Here is a 15,110-nt window from a genome sequence, read left to right as displayed (position 1 = left end):
ATGCAGCGAAAAACTTCTCCGATTTTTCAGGCTTTTGAGCAGCAGCACCGCGAAGCGAAGGAATTATTCCTGGCTCTCGGAAAACAAATCAAGTCCAAAAAATCAATCGAACTTTATAATAAACTGAGCTTTTTGGAGCTTTATTCAGACTTGATGGCCAAGGTTCACTTCGAAAAAGAAGGCCTTCAATTTGATTTGTTCTCGCCTTTCAAAACCCTTCAAAAAAACCTGCGGAAAATCCATCACCTTAAACTCGTCGAGCGGGGAATCCGGGAACGCATCCAAACTACAGGGGAAACATACAATTCCTATGCTGGCTACCTGGACAAATCAAAAAAAGGGCTTTATACCGAGACCTTTGATCAGATTATCGGAAGTTCCCTCAAGGACTGGGATGAACTCCTCCTCAAATCACAACAAAGCAGTAAAAACATCAAGCCGCTGACGGTCAATACAGCTATTAACCAGCTGATTCAAGAAGAACTGGAATATTTTCAACTTGACAAAAGTAACGGACTGGATTCCAAAGCATTAAAAGATATTTTTGAAGGGCTCCGCAAAATCATTATGCTAGAAAATCTCCTGATCCACCTGGGTTTCAATTCCATTTTTGTAGATCAAATCCATGATGAAATTTCGGAATTGAAAGAAAAACTCAAGCCTTGGTATGCGAATCATCTGGAGCTTCAGTCTTTGACTTATTTTCTCAGTGACAAAGAACAGGTTTCCAAGAAATACGTGGATTGGGTCAAAGAATTGCGCCACAAAAAGAAAAACCTGTCTTCCCAAGTGGAAAAACAGGCTTTGACCTTATTCCAGAAAATTCTGGATTAATTAGATTTTTGACAGGGCTTCGGCAAGATCATTTTTCAAGTCTTCAGCATCCTCTACGCCGACGCTCAGCCGAATCAGTGAATCGACCAAACCGACTTTTTCCCGCTCTTCCCGGGGGATACTCGCATGAGTCATACTGGCTGGATGTCCGCAAAGAGACTCTACCCCACCAAGGGATTCCGCCAGAGAAAAAAGTTTGAAATTTTCCATGACTGTTTTGGCATCTTTTAATCGATTGTCCCTCAAAGTAAACGAAATCATTCCTCCAAAATCCCGCATTTGCTTTTTAGCAATAGCGTGATTGGGATGATCTTCGAAACCTGGCCAATAGACCTTGGCAACTTTTGGATGATTCTTCAGGTAAGCTGCGATAGTTTTGCCATTTTGGCTGTGACGCTCCATTCTTAAATGCAGCGTTTTGATTCCTCTCAATACCAAAAAGCAATCCTGTGGACCCGGTGTGGCCCCGCAGGCATTTTGGATAAATACCAGCTTTTGCGCAAGCTCATCGTTATTTACTACCAAAGCGCCCATCACCACGTCAGAGTGGCCGCCAAGGTATTTGGTTACCGAGTGCATCACGATATCTGCTCCCCAGTCAAGTGGGTTTTGGATAAACGGAGAGGCAAAAGTATTATCAACTGCCAAAAGGACACCGCTGGACTTGGCGACTTTAGCCATAGCTTCCAAATCGATGATATTCATCATGGGATTGGTGGGGGTTTCTACCCATATCATCTTCGTGTTAGCATTGATTTTCTCGGCTACTACACTGGCATCGGCCATGGGAACAAAGTGAAATTTGATTCCATAGCGCTCAAAAACTTTAGTAAACAATCGATAAGTACCTCCATACAAATCATTGGTACTGATGATTTCATCACCTGGGTTGAAAAGCTTGATCACCGCATCGATCGCTCCCAATCCCGAAGAAAAACAAATGCCGTGTTTTCCGTTTTCCAAAGCTGCCAAGTTGTCCTGAAGGGCAGTTCGGGTGGGATTATGTGTTCGGGAATACTCGTATCCTTGATGGTCTCCGGGGGAGCGCTGCACATAGGTAGAGGTTTGGTAGATGGGAGTCATGATCGCACCGGTTGTTGGATCTGGTTCTACTCCGGCGTGAATGGCTTTTGTACCGAATTTCATATTGGTTTTAATCTTTAAAGTTTGTCTTAGCTAAATGAATAGGCGAATTTATTCTTATCTCGTATACTTGTAACCCGATTTGGGGAAGAATCCTTCCCAAATTCCGCCAAAGATGACAAAAAAGGGCAGTATTTTCAACTTCTTTCAAGTGTATGCAAAAACCCAACCATGGGCAGTTTTGACTTGGGCCTGGGTGGTGGTTTTTCCGGCTATAGGCTCTCTGATCGCGCTGATTAATTATGAAGAATTATTGCTGCTTTCGCCTCAGAGCCTTTTGGGATATTTGATTTTTATGATATTGGCGGCTATCTGTATGGGCTTTGCTTTATTACCCACCACATTCACTGCCGTTCTTACCGGGTTTGTTTTGGGCTGGATCGGACTTCCGCTCTTGGTGATAGCGTATGGTTTGGCGACTATGCTAGGCTATTCCTTTGGTAAATGGTCAAATGCAAACTTGTGGGAATTACTCTGTCTGCGATATCCGGAAATCAGCCTTGCAGTAGAAAAAAGAAAAACTCAACCCGGAGGTTTGATATTTTTCATCCGAATCAGTCCGGTGATTCCTTTTGCACTGGCTAATTTTATTTTTGCCTCTCTTCAAGTTTCGCTCAAGAAAATTCTCCTTTATGGCATTCCCGGAATGCTCCCACGAACCATTCTTTCCTTTTTGGCAGGGATAGTGGCCAGTGATTTTTTGGCAGCAAAATCCTCGCTCCGAGATCCTTATCAACTCGGGTTTTTACTTTTTTTCCTCTTGATCAGCATTTGGGGGATTTGGACAAATTGGAAAAAATCAAAGTCCTAGCGAAGTAGATACATTTTGCCGTAGCCTTTGTTAAAGCCCCGATCTCCTGCTGTGGCTCGATGCTCCATAAATTGTCCGTTTTTCCGTACCAAAACCCGGTAAATGTAAACCCCGTTGGCGAGCTGATCACCATATTCATCTTTTCCATCCCAGGCATATTCGGTTAGGTTATTACCGATGCGGATCGGACCGAGTTCGTTTTGCAAAATTTCTCTAACCACCCGACCGGTAACGGTCATGATTTGGATTTTTATTTCATCCGGAACTTCCGATCCTGTGACGGTAAACACAAATCTGACACTGGTACTGAATGGATTTGGGTAGGGGTAGAAATTCGTGATTTGAGATTCATTGATGACTTCAAAGTTGACCTCATAGGGTTCGGGAGAATCCTCATTGACCACCCTCAAGGTGTACATCCCATCGGGAAGTGGTCCAGGCTGCAGAGATACTCTAAAGTCATTTTCCTCACTGGCGGGAGACCAGACCACTTTTGGATCTGAGAAATTGACCCGTTCAAAGCGACATTCCTCACAGTCCTCCTTGAGATAAAGCTCCAATCCGAGCGTATCAGTCTTGTAGATCAAAGTTTGATCATCTTTTAGGATTGCATTGATCATCACATTTGGCGAAACGATATCTCCATCCATGATATAAACTCCATCAAAATTAACATCCAAAAGGGAAGTCGAGGCCGAGCCCTGAACGATAAAATACGCTCCTAGATCGAGTTGATTGTTTCGATAGGTCTGCTCTCGTAAGATTCTTGGATTGGCAAAAATTTCAATTTCATTTTCGCCGTCCTTGCCCATAGAATTAAATTCAATATCAAAATCCAGTGTTTCCCCGGCTTTGACGGCAGGGAATTTCTTACTGAAATTCTCTACTTCTCTTGAGGTCACATTTCTAATCGTCCAATCGACCTGAATAGAATCCGTAAAGTCATGGGTAGAAATATTCTTAAACTGCATCTCCAATATCCCGGTCTCTCCTTCCACGACATTGATCGATTCTTTGGTAGATTTGACCAATAGGACTCCTTCGGGCACTCCGGTATAATTTACCTGCCAGAAGTCCAAATCCGCCGGAGCCGTGGCTATCGGATCATTCATTGCATAGCGAAGTCTCAGGTAAGGATATTCCTGAGAATTGATAAATGAAAGATCAATACTGGTATTGAGCTCTTCGCCCAGGAGAAGTTCTTCTTCTCCGTTTTCTTTGATTCCAAAAATATCAAACTGCGTATTTCCCTCTTCTTCAATCCAAGGTTTATCATTGACCTGCTGAAAAAAGTTCTGCCAGGAAGAAGCAGGACCGATCCGTGGAGTAATGATCACCCCATCTGTAATATATCCTTTCAAATCAGTTTCGAAGGATAAAGTCTGCTGAGCCGGATCAACCTCCATATCGGGATTACCCACAATTTCCAAAGCTTCTCCAGGACGCATTCCTTTTCGTCCATAAAGAATATAGGGATCACCAGTTTTCAAAGCACGAAGCGTGACCTCACTGGCACCAAACTGTTTCAGCGATTCATAAGCCCGATCCGGCCAAGCATCGAAGGTGACGCTACCTACAGAGAAAATCACCACAAAATCTCCTTCAGGGACATTATTCGTGTAGTCCTGCAGCATATTTTGTCCCGGTCCGGTAATCCAGGTATTCCGAATACTCTGAATCAACTGCGGTGTTCTGCCGCAGGATCTTCCGTCCAAAATATCAAAACCCGGTACAGGAATGGGCAGATAGGGCTGTAAGGTGGCCTGCTGAAAAGTCACCAAGCCCAAGGAGCCATTGGGGCAAAGCCGACTATTGGCATTGTTGACATTATCGATGATTTGAGGAATCTCATTGAGGTAAAATTGAGTATTCCTAAACGAAAGTGTATCCACTGCTGCTCCGACCGTAAACACCTCGACCTGCAGTTGTTGATCGACAAACTTAAGTTTATTGCTGGACTCATCTACTATCAAATTATTCAGCTGATTTTCACTTACCTGAGGAAAAGTCCGCTGGGTCCAGCCTTCGGAGGATTGATCGATGTAAGAAAAGCTCGAAACAGTCCATTCATCAGATTCTCCGGGTCGTGGATCCTGATATTTTGAGCGCCAATAGTAAGTGACCGAATCGGTTCCTGAGATCAATTCCACCGGCCAATCCACCAATCCTCGGGTGGCAATTCTAAGTTCTTTCTTGTAGGCCGAGCTATAATCAGCTGCGGTATCGAGTTGTAAAATAATCGTCCGTTCCTGCTCATTTTTTCCAGGTACTTGGACGATTAAATCCAATTCTTTTTCAGGGACAATTCCGTATTCCTGAGGAAAAAGATTGATCGTTCCACTCAGTGAAATAAACTGTGTAAAGGTGATTTGATTGTTCGAAAAGTTCATTTCATCAACAGCTTGATTGTCGTTGATGGTAAGGGTAAAGGTATTTTCCCCGGCGGATACCAGATTCATATTTGGCACCGAAAACTCCAGTGTATCCAATCTGGCAACATATGGGATTTGGACGGGATCATAGGAGATCATCGTACCACCGGGAAGTGTCCGGTCTATCTTAAACCGAATCGAATCCGTATCGACTCTTCCGATATTCCGAAGAGCGAAAGTGAGCTTTAAACTATCAGAAAGTGAAGTCAGCGGATCATCATCAAAAGTATCAATGGAAACTTCCTGCGGATCCAAACTGTAATCGGCTTTATCAGCGGGGAAAATTCTAACTCCAGGATCACCCATCAGAATCATTTGCTCCATGTGGGAGAAATTAAGCGGACTGGTTCCGTATCGTTGAACAAAAAACTGTTCCGCTTCCATCTTAATTTCTCCCAAGGACCGGTAAATCAGGGAAGAATCTGAAAAGGCTTTCTGATAAAACGCATCCGAATACCGCCTCAGATATACATCCACGCCGATTGCCGAATTTGCCATGATTGCAGCGGCACCTTTATCAGGAGTCATAACCCAATCTTCCCCTTGCGTATATCCTGTCCCAAAGGCACTCCCATAATCGCAACCGTTGAAAAGCATCACCGGGTATTTGCCCTTATTTTGATAATTGATAGTCGGATCCGAGGCAAAACCAATATCAATGTCAAGAATGGTGGGAGATCCATGTCCAAAGAAAGTCACCAAAGATCTACCTTCTTTCAAATCGCCCGTAATATCGATGACCTCGACTACACTGTTGGATCGCTTTCGGTAAGTGGTCACATTTCCACCCAAATAAAGCCCTTCAGCAATATCTTTAAATCCATTCAGGAAATTGAAATAACGATTTAGCTCAAATTCAGAAACACCACCACCCAAGTGAATCAATTCCTTTTGCCATGGTCCCTCTAAACCTACCTGATCTTTTTCGATGACCTTGTTGAGATAGTTGGTGAGTTCTTGCGCATTCTTGGCCACAATTCTCCCAACAGCCATTCCCGGGGAATCGGGAAAAGCAGGATCAAGCCCCTCCACAAAAGTATTGTCAGAAAAAGGAAATCCACCCACAGGAACCAATCGCTGAAATGAAAAGACAGCGGGATTTTTTCGATAAAAATAATTCACACCAGCGGAGCGAGCTGTGGAGTAAATGGCCAAATCCCTCCCCATCAAAAGTAAATGCGACGGCTTGTGAATAGGATAGTAAGTTCTCAAAAACTGAAACAGCGCTACCGGGGAGGGTTCGCCATATCCAAAGTGATCATATAAATCTTCCATCCGAATACTCAAGGTATCATACCCTCCACCGATCGTAGAGGCACGATGCTCGGCGTAGGCTTTCATAGGATTTGGGAAGTCTTCTGTGGCTTGCTCCAAGGCACTGTGACCGATCAAAATAAAATTGGCTTGCTGAGCCAGCAGGTTTCTGAATCTGATTTTTTCCAACTCACTCACTTGGTTGATTTGAACTTGATTTTGGATAAAAATCCGACTGCTACCTCCCGAAACTCCCGCTTGAAATCCAAGAGAGCTTGCACCCTGATCTAAGGTAATCCGCTGTGGATTTTGCTCGGAACTGATATCCAAAGCCTCATAACTACCCGTAGTTTGTGGAATCTGAACCCGTTGTTCATCAGCGGAAAAAACCATTAACTCCTGATCAAAATCTCCTGAGCCGATGTTTTTCCGATAATTGATTTTCACATAAGCAATGGATACATTATCTGATGTACCGACCCCGTTGGGATTGATTCCAATCGAAATAAAACCACTGGGATTAAAGTCAGACATGACCATCGGAAAGCTGAACACCTGCGAGTTGAAACTTGTAAAATCAGCTACTCCGACTTCTCGCTGGGTAGTGGCAGATCGTCCAGCCAAAATCCTGACGGAATGTTCGGTAGCCGAACGACCAACTAACCCCACCTCCACCATAGCCTCTCCTGAGGAAGGAAGTGAACCCAAATCCTCAAACAAAACCTGACTTGTGGCTCCTTTGCTAACTACCCCGCTCATCCATCCTTGCGCATAATCATACCGAGACAGTCTAAATCCCAAAGTGTATGAAATCCCAAGAGAATATTGATCAGAAAAAACCCTGACCCGCTCAGAATTTGTAGTCGTGGTCTGAGATAAGCTGTTAGAGGGGGCAGGACGAACCGCCATTCTTTTGCCGGTGATGGCAGGTGACACGGTTAGGAAAAAAGCGGTGGTGTCTGTGAAAGTATTGTATTCGGGATTGGGAATCTGACCGATCTGTCGATAAAGAACCGAGTCCATGGTAGCGTCATTTCGAAGTCCATAAAAAAGAATATAATCCTCTGCATCAAAACTACCGTCTTCCTGACCTTCGACATGAATGGCGACTTCTTGGCCTCTGTGAAAAAGTTGCAAGTTGGCAGGATTTATTCCCGATAAATTCAATCCCGAATTTTCCAAGGTTTCGCCATCTACCCGATAAATCCCATCGGCAGCGGTTTTGATTTTATAATAATCCTGATCAAAAGAATACCAAATCGGCTGCTGGGCAAAAAGCAGCATCGGGACCAAAACTCCAAAAATCGTTGCTATCCAATTTTTCATTGATCCCACCCTTTAAATTTCCGAAAATCTTCCTCCAATTTTTTCAAGCTTACACGTACACTAAACACATGCGAATAGGGCGTATCAGACACATTCCCGATATCGGATAAGGCATAATCCAGTTGAAATCGGTCATTGAGCCGAACACCTAGTCCCGCACTGGGCATAAAATTCATGGATTGTTCTCCCTGAAAATCCTTGATGTATTGAAATGTACTCGCTCCAGCACGGAGAAAAGCCACTTGTTTATATCCCAATTCCAACCCGATTCTAGGATCAACACTGATCAAATCCGAAGCAATGACGGTATTTCTCCGACCATCAAAAGTCATGTCCAAATCCAAAGCGGTCAATAGAGAAAATGTACCTCCGAGATTCCAGTTGTATGCTAGGCTAGCAATAGCTCGGGGAAGCGTCAGTTCTACGGAATTGACCGGCACCTCATTATTGGTGTCTGCATAAATATCCCGCACCAGTTCGGCATTGTGCGACCAGGCATTGAACGTGGTCGTGATATCCCGAAGCATCAAACCGGCAGTCAATCGCTTTTGCACGTACAATCCCCCCACATCCAATCCAAAACCCCATGCCTGAGCAAATTTCCCCACATTTCGATGAATAATTTTTGCGTTAGCACCTATTTTCCATTTATCTGAAATATCCCGTGCATAGCTAAGCAAAAGTGCATAATCGGCCGCGTTAAAAAACTGGATGTTATTATAATTGAGTGCACCATTCGCATCGTAAAGAAAGCGGGTATCCGGAATATCATCCACGCCAAACCGAATCAAGGAAACAGCCACCTGACTTTCATTTTTAATTGGAGTAGTAAAGCCTAAATAATCGTATTGGGCGATCCCAGCAAAATACTCAGCATGCATCAACGTCGCATCATACTTATGCGTGACAGCCATCAATCCTGCCGGATTCCAGTAGGCCGCAGTCACATCCCGGCTCGCTGCAGTCTGTGCCCCGCCCATGGCCAAGGCTCTTGCCCCCACTCCGATATTCAAAAATTCATTGGAATATTTAGGCGTTAAATCCTGAGAAAATCCCATTTGGCATCCCCCCATGTAGATGAAGGAAATTAGAAAGAGCAATAGAATAGGTTTCCAACTAGGATTCATAGTTCCAAAATAAAGCAAATTCGCTTTCCAAGATCGAACTTACTAAAATAATCTTTGCAAAAAAGAGGAACTGTACGGGTTCGGACAATTCTATGTTCACATTTTTAACAGGTCACCCATAAGTCATTAGGAAAAATTCCTCCATTAAAAAAAATTACAGAAAATCTAAAATCCTCAAAAAACTACTTCCAAATGCTCAAAACGTGGTTTTTGAATTTAAAACCTGGAGATAAAGGCCAACCTATTACAAGGAATTAGGTATAACAAGGTACTTTTTTTAAGATTGGTATCATTTTTCATCCTTAGATCAAAGAGATAAAAATATCTCCTATCATCTAATCACCTGAACATGAATGTCGCCAACACACAAATTCAAATGCGAAAGGGGATTTTGGAGTATTGCGTACTCCATATCATTTCCCGGGGCGAGGTCTATACTTCCGACTTGATCGAGGAACTGACCCAGGCCGAACTCATCGTGGTCGAAGGTACCCTCTATCCCCTACTCAACCGGCTCAAATCCGCATCTCTAGTGGAATACCGATGGGTGGAATCAGAATCCGGACCTCCACGCAAATATTACTCCATCACCACTCTGGGAAGCACCTTTCTTCATACCCTAGAGGAAACCTGGAAATCGCTGGTCAAGTCCACCCAACTGATCACACAAACGCACCTAGAGAAAAAAACCACCGACTCTTCTTCCCAGGAAGATATCACCCCTGGCGAAAAAGAATAAATAGACACACACATGAAAAAGACCATAAGCATCAACATCAGTGGGATTTTATTCCACATAGAGGAAGACGGATACGATACCCTTCGCAAGTATCTCGATGCAATCAATCGGCACTTTTCCTCTTATAAAGACAATCATGAAATCATCTCGGATATCGAAACCCGAATCGCAGAGATTTTTCTGAGCAATCTGAAAAACAACAAGCAAGTCATCACCGCAGAAAATGTGGACAAACTCATCGAAAAGATGGGTACGATCGCTGATTTTGCTTCCATCAGTGAGGCAGAAGCCGAAGAGGCTGCAGAGGAGAAGGAGAGCAAGGACGACTTCTACAAGTACGTGACTCCTCCCGATCCTGAAAACAGGGGCTACAAAAAGCTCATGCGGATCGAGCCTAAAAAAATCCTCGGAGGTGTCTGTGCCGGAATCGCACATTACTTCTCCATCGATCCACTTTGGCCTCGATTGATAGCCCTACTTCTATTGTTCAGCGGTCAAATCAACAAGACTTTTCTATCCGATGGATTCTGGATATTTGATGAGTTCCGTTTCAATATTTCCTTCGGGATCTTCACGGTCATTGCCTACATCGTAATGTGGGTTATTCTTCCCGTGTCTTATGATATTGAGGAGGACAAAAACATCAAAAAACTCTACCGTAATCCAGACGACAAAGCCCTTGGTGGGGTAGCCAGTGGATTGGCCGCATACTTTGGGGTCGAAGTGATTTGGACCAGATTGGCTTTTGTGATACTTACCTTAGCTGGCGGATCGGGCATCCTGATCTACTTGATCTTGTGGATTATCACACCGGTAGCCACCTCCATCACCGAGCGTATCCGGATGAAAGGCGGAGAGATCACGCTGGACAATATTGACTCCACACTGAAGGAAAACCAGAATCCCATTCCGCCCAAGCAGGAATCCACCGGTAGAAAAATCCTGATGGCTCCATTTCGGGTGTTAGGTCAGGTGATCGAAGCCATAGGAAGTGCTTTGGGGCCTTTGGGGAAATTTTTCCTTACCGTTCTCCGTGTGATCTTTGGGCTGTTTGTATTGTTCTTAGGCTTGATTTTGACAATAGCACCACTGATCTCTATCGCGGTTTATTTCGGAATATTCGCCAGTGAGGATTATCAAATATTGATGGATAACTTCCCTATTGACCTATTCTCCAATTTGATTCCCATTTGGTTGGTGATCGGGGCTTCTTTTATCATCATTATTCCGGGGATTATTCTTTTGCTCTTGGGACTTAGTGTCTTGGCTCAAAAGAATCTAGTGGGCAGTAGATTTGGCTTGGTTGCTTTGGGTCTTTGGTTGCTTTGCATCGGTATTTCGGCTTTTCAGATTCCAAGAATCGTCGCTCAGTTTAAAGAGGAAAATCGGCATGAGATTCAGGAAACCCTTCCTGTTTCTGAAGGCGTATTGATTTTCAAGCTCAACCCAGTATCTGAGGAAGCTACCTTCAATCATGTCGATCTACAGATCGTAGGCACGACGGATTCCTTGCTCACTCTGGAAAAGTCCTTTCTGTCAAGAGGAAGAACCAAAGCGGAAGCCTTGGAAAATGCCCAAAAACTGGATTACCAAGTAGAAGTGCTTGATTCCTTGATCCTCTTCAATGAAGGGTTTGACTTGAAAAATACAGACATGTTTAGGGCTCAGGAACTAGACCTTCAGCTTAGAGTTCCGTATGATAGACCTTTCATCATGGAGCGATCTTTACTGGAAATCATCAAAAACACCATTTATATTAATGGATATCGTACATCTGATGTTTCCCAACGAAGTATATGGGTCTTTAATGAAAATGGATTACTCTGCTTGACTTGTCCTGAAAAAACCTATGATGAAGCAGACAATGAAACTGAAGAAAGTGAAAATCCTGAAGACCAAGTTCTAAGTGAAAAGGAGCGGATTGATAGCCTCTCGCGGGCCAAATTTCAAGGTGCATATTTTTTAAAAGAATAAACCTAATTTAAAAAGAGGTGTCCGTTAGGATGCCTCTTTTTTTGTATCTTCTGCCTTCAAACTGAAAAATCATGGATGTAACCGTAAAGTTTTTAGGAGGTGCAGGCAGTGTCACGGGGTCTAAGTATTTGATAGACATTGGTGAATTTGAATTTTTAGTAGACTGCGGTCTATTTCAGGGCCGAAGAGAACTCCGGGAGCGAAATTGGGATAAGTTCCCCATGCCAGTAGATGAGATGGAAGCCGTAGTCCTGACCCATGCACATTTGGACCATATCGGCTATTTGCCGCGATTGGTCAAGCAGGGATTTCGTGGTCCGATCTATTGCACAGAAGCTACCGCCGAACTCGCAAAAATCCTGCTTTTGGATTCGGGTAAGCTCCAGGAAGAAGAAGCAGAATACGCCAAAAAAAAGGGATTCTCCAGACATGATGATCCTCAGCCGCTCTATGGAATTGAAGACGCCGAGGCTGTTTTCCCATTATTGGTTCCACAGGCCTTTGAAAAGCCCTTTGACATCCACCCAAATATTACCGTCACCTACTATCATGCAGGCCATATTTTAGGAGCAGCCATTACCAAAATCAAGATTAAAGGAGATCGGCAAGAAAAAAAGTTGGTTTTCTCGGGAGATCTAGGAAGATATCACGATCCATTGCTCTACCCTCCCACCCGAATCCCAAAGGCAGATATCCTTTGGATCGAATCCACTTATGGAGATCGGAAGGCTTCTCAGAGCAATCCTGAGGCTGAGCTTGGACTTGCCATTCGTGAGACTTTTGATCGAGGAGGTTTAGTGATCATTCCCTCCTTTGCGGTAGGCCGTACCCAGTTGGTACTCTATTATTTGTTTCAGCTGATGCAAAAAGGCCGAATTCCAAAAGCTCCGATCTTTTTGGATTCGCCAATGGCCATAGATGCCACCAAACTTTACAATGACTTTCACCAGGACCATCAGCTTAGTGCTGTTTTAGAGGAAAAAGGACATCATCCTTTTCAGCACGATCAGCTTCATTATTTTCAAAAGCAAGAGCAATCCAGATCGCTCAATGAATATAGGGGAAACGCCATCATCGTATCTGCCAGTGGAATGGCAACAGGTGGGCGTGTCCTTCATCACCTGTATCATCACTTACCTCAGGAGCGAAATGGGGTGGTTTTTGTGGGATTTCAAGCCGAGGGGACTCGCGGTCGAAGACTCATCGAAGGAGAAAAATTTCTGACGATCTACGGCAATCAAGTTCCGGTAAATGCCAAAATCTACCAAATCGATGGATTATCCGCACATGCCGATCAGGATGAATTGATGGAATGGGCCGAAGGATTTTGCGAAAAACCAAAAATCACCTTTATAGTCCATGGAGAGGATAAAAGTGCAGAGGTCTTGGCTGAAAAATTGCACAACGAACTTGGATGGCAAACTATCATTCCTAACTACCTGGAATCGGTCGTTTTATTTGAGGGTATTTAAAAGAAAAAATCACGATGAAGCAATTTTTGACAATTCTGACCTTAAGCCTAACGGTAGTATTATTTTCTCAATGCAAAACCATGAAAAGTAAAGGACAGGGAATTAAAGGACAAGTCACTTGGATAGAAGGCAATCAAATGCCGATGATCAGCGAAGAAGGAGAGGCTGCTCCCGAACGCAAAACTGGTGAACCAATCCAACGAAAAATCATCATTTACCCCTTGACCAAAATCTCCGATACCAAGATGGAAAACAGCCTTTTTACCGCAGTTGATGGAAAACCCATCGCTGAAGTAGAATCCGATGAAGAGGGAAATTTTGAAGTGGAATTGGCCCCGGGACAGTATTCGGTATTTACGCAAGAAGAAGACGGGCTTTTTGCCAATAGTTTTGATCTAAACGGAAATATTCAGCCCATTCAAGTGGAAAAAGGCAACTGGTCCGAACTGAACATTTTGGTCAATTATAAGGCAGCCTATTAGCGAGCAGGAAGGGGATGCATTAATCCTATCCAAGAATCAAAAATTTATCACTTTGATTTACAGCTTTTTATATTTTTTTTCAGATTTTTTAATATTCCATGCAACGATTTTTAACCAAAGGACATCTACCTATTTGAAAGCATAAAACGGAATGTTTACCAGACTCGACTTTTCTTCCGAACCAGGATTAATCCAAGCATGTCTCAAAGGCGATCGCAGTGCGCAGCGACACCTGTATGATACCTATTCGGGGAAATTTCTTGCCATCTGCATCCGCTACCTCAAGGATCGGGAGCATGCCGAGGACGTGATGATCGAGAGCTTTATGAAAATCTTTGAGAAGCTGCCTCAGTTTGAGCAAAAGGGAAGCTTCGAAGGATGGATGAAGCGAATCGTCGTCACTCAGGCACTGATGAAACTCAGGAGCAACCGCCACTTGATGATGGAGGTGAATATGGAAAATGAAAGTCAGTATGAAGATCAGCAGTATGAGCTCAACCATTTGGAAGCTGCTGACCTCATGGAGCTGATTAAGAATCTTCCGGTGGGCTATCGGACCGTTTTCAACCTCTACATTTTAGAGGGCTATTCGCATCAGGAAATCGGAGAAATGCTGGGCATCTCCGAAAGCACTTCTAAATCCCAGCTCAATCGCGCGAGAAATACCCTTAAGGAAAAAATTATTGCCCAAAACCTCAACGAAAGGAGAATCAATGGCTAATCAATCAAAAAATATGGATAAGATTTTCCGGCAAAAACTGGAGAATCACGAAGAAAAGCCCAGCGCACTTGCCTGGGAAAGACTCGAAAACCAACTGCCTTCCCAACCCCGAAAAAATCGCGGATTCCTCTGGGCAGCAGCCGCGGTCATCTTGGTTTTGTTGAGCGTCGGAGCACTCTTTTGGAGCAATGATTCAACGATAAAAAAAGAAGATCTTCTGGCCTCCGAAGAGCAAAATCCAGCTTTAGAGAGTCCTTCGACAAGTTTCGAACAAGTGGAAACGCCTAAAGTCGAGGAAAACCCGGACGTGATCGATTCAGAGCTCAAATCCGATTCTAAACAGTCGGAAAAAACAGTAAAACCTGCCGAGGAAAATCAGTCTTCTGCGAATTTCAAAACTCCAGCGACGAATAATCTACTCGCTGAAGCGGATAAAAAAGAGGAAACCGTATCTGATGAAAAATCGGCGATTATCCGAAATAAAAGCGAGCCCCTATTTGTAGAAAAAAATCTACCTGAACTTAAAACTGTTCCAAGCAATCCGACAATTGCCGAACTGAATCCAGTAAGCCCAGAGAAGCCAGCATACACGGTAACCATTCGCTCCGATGGACTCAAGGACAATAAAGGACTCGTAGCCAATCTGGGAAAAACCGTGGATCAACTGGAAGGATTAACTGAAAAGGTAGACCTCTTTGCCAACCTTCAAGATGCCAAAAACGGCTTGTATGCAAGGCTTACTTCCAAAAAAGAACGCGCCAGCCAAAAGCCTTAATCAAATCACCAACCCACCAA

General features: G+C 43.8%; 11 protein-coding genes. 8 read left to right on the top strand and 3 right to left on the bottom strand.

The features are described 5' to 3' along the window. The gene (locus tag BM043_RS01685) at nucleotides 1-834 is read left to right on the top strand and encodes a hypothetical protein (protein WP_092788503.1); all 834 of its coding nucleotides are present in this window, start codon (nucleotides 1-3) and stop codon (nucleotides 832-834) included. On the opposite strand, the gene BM043_RS01680 is transcribed toward BM043_RS01685, so the two are convergent. Next, on the bottom strand, nucleotides 835-1,980 hold the full coding sequence (locus tag BM043_RS01680) for a cystathionine gamma-synthase (RefSeq protein WP_092788502.1): 1,146 nt from the start codon (nucleotides 1,978-1,980) through the stop codon (nucleotides 835-837). It lies immediately after the preceding gene. 112 nt (nucleotides 1,981-2,092) lie between these two features. On the opposite strand from BM043_RS01680, the gene BM043_RS01675 reads away from it, so the two are divergent. Then, nucleotides 2,093-2,788 (top strand): TVP38/TMEM64 family protein, encoded by a 696-nt coding sequence (locus tag BM043_RS01675; RefSeq protein ID WP_092788501.1) that lies wholly within the window; start codon nucleotides 2,093-2,095, stop codon nucleotides 2,786-2,788. Here BM043_RS01675 and porU2 read toward each other — a convergent pair. Together porU2 and BM043_RS01665 are read right to left on the bottom strand one after the other, a co-directional pair. Then, nucleotides 2,785-7,800 (bottom strand): putative type IX secretion system sortase PorU2, encoded by a 5,016-nt coding sequence (gene porU2 / locus BM043_RS01670; RefSeq protein ID WP_092788500.1) that lies wholly within the window; start codon nucleotides 7,798-7,800, stop codon nucleotides 2,785-2,787. The genes BM043_RS01675 and porU2 overlap by 4 nt on opposite strands. After that, nucleotides 7,797-8,873, bottom strand: coding sequence for a putative type IX sorting system protein PorV2 (locus tag BM043_RS01665; RefSeq protein WP_092788724.1), 1,077 nt, complete (start codon nucleotides 8,871-8,873; stop codon nucleotides 7,797-7,799). The genes porU2 and BM043_RS01665 overlap by 4 nt, the downstream gene beginning before the upstream one ends. 403 nt (nucleotides 8,874-9,276) lie before the next feature. On the opposite strand from BM043_RS01665, the gene BM043_RS01660 reads away from it, so the two are divergent. The 6 genes from BM043_RS01660 (at nucleotide 9,277) to BM043_RS01635 (ending at nucleotide 15,090) form a co-directional block, all read left to right on the top strand. Then, nucleotides 9,277-9,666: a PadR family transcriptional regulator gene (locus BM043_RS01660; RefSeq protein WP_092788499.1), complete on the top strand. Its 390-nt coding sequence runs from the start codon at nucleotides 9,277-9,279 to the stop codon at nucleotides 9,664-9,666. Nucleotides 9,667-9,678: 12 nt separating this feature from the next. Next, on the top strand, nucleotides 9,679-11,640 hold the full coding sequence (locus tag BM043_RS01655; RefSeq protein ID WP_092788498.1) for a PspC domain-containing protein: 1,962 nt from the start codon (nucleotides 9,679-9,681) through the stop codon (nucleotides 11,638-11,640). Between the two features lie 71 nt (nucleotides 11,641-11,711). Continuing rightward, entirely contained in the window at nucleotides 11,712-13,112 is a 1,401-nt protein-coding gene (locus BM043_RS01650; RefSeq protein ID WP_092788497.1) for an MBL fold metallo-hydrolase RNA specificity domain-containing protein, read from the top strand. An 80-nt stretch (nucleotides 13,113-13,192) separates the two neighbouring features. Beyond that, nucleotides 13,193-13,594, top strand: coding sequence for a carboxypeptidase regulatory-like domain-containing protein (locus BM043_RS01645; protein ID WP_143071018.1), 402 nt, complete (start codon nucleotides 13,193-13,195; stop codon nucleotides 13,592-13,594). Nucleotides 13,595-13,745: 151 nt separating this feature from the next. After that, entirely contained in the window at nucleotides 13,746-14,315 is a 570-nt protein-coding gene (locus BM043_RS01640) for an RNA polymerase sigma factor (protein WP_092788495.1), read from the top strand. A 13-nt stretch (nucleotides 14,316-14,328) separates the two neighbouring features. Beyond that, nucleotides 14,329-15,090, top strand: a complete 762-nt coding sequence (locus BM043_RS01635) for a hypothetical protein (protein ID WP_143071017.1) — start codon at nucleotides 14,329-14,331, stop codon at nucleotides 15,088-15,090. The last annotated feature ends 20 nt before the right edge of the window (nucleotides 15,091-15,110 follow it).

Source organism: Algoriphagus hitonicola (assembly GCF_900113375.1).
GTDB lineage: Bacteria > Bacteroidota > Bacteroidia > Cytophagales > Cyclobacteriaceae > Algoriphagus > Algoriphagus hitonicola.
This window is presented reverse-complemented; position numbering and strand designations above follow the sequence as displayed.

Excerpts from the sequence above, each read along its gene's own strand:
- BM043_RS01685 (WP_092788503.1), top strand. The coding sequence starts at position 1 with ATGCAGCGAAAAACTTCTCCGATTTTTCAGGCTTTTGAGCAGCAGCAC.
- BM043_RS01680 (WP_092788502.1), bottom strand. The coding sequence starts at position 1,980 with ATGAAATTCGGTACAAAAGCCATTCACGCCGGAGTAGAACCAGATCCA.
- BM043_RS01675 (WP_092788501.1), top strand. The coding sequence starts at position 2,093 with ATGACAAAAAAGGGCAGTATTTTCAACTTCTTTCAAGTGTATGCAAAA.
- porU2 (WP_092788500.1), bottom strand. The coding sequence starts at position 7,800 with ATGAAAAATTGGATAGCAACGATTTTTGGAGTTTTGGTCCCGATGCTG.
- BM043_RS01665 (WP_092788724.1), bottom strand. The coding sequence starts at position 8,873 with ATGGGGGGATGCCAAATGGGATTTTCTCAGGATTTAACGCCTAAATAT.
- BM043_RS01660 (WP_092788499.1), top strand. The coding sequence starts at position 9,277 with ATGAATGTCGCCAACACACAAATTCAAATGCGAAAGGGGATTTTGGAG.
- BM043_RS01655 (WP_092788498.1), top strand. The coding sequence starts at position 9,679 with ATGAAAAAGACCATAAGCATCAACATCAGTGGGATTTTATTCCACATA.
- BM043_RS01650 (WP_092788497.1), top strand. The coding sequence starts at position 11,712 with ATGGATGTAACCGTAAAGTTTTTAGGAGGTGCAGGCAGTGTCACGGGG.
- BM043_RS01645 (WP_143071018.1), top strand. The coding sequence starts at position 13,193 with ATGAAAAGTAAAGGACAGGGAATTAAAGGACAAGTCACTTGGATAGAA.
- BM043_RS01640 (WP_092788495.1), top strand. The coding sequence starts at position 13,746 with ATGTTTACCAGACTCGACTTTTCTTCCGAACCAGGATTAATCCAAGCA.
- BM043_RS01635 (WP_143071017.1), top strand. The coding sequence starts at position 14,329 with ATGGATAAGATTTTCCGGCAAAAACTGGAGAATCACGAAGAAAAGCCC.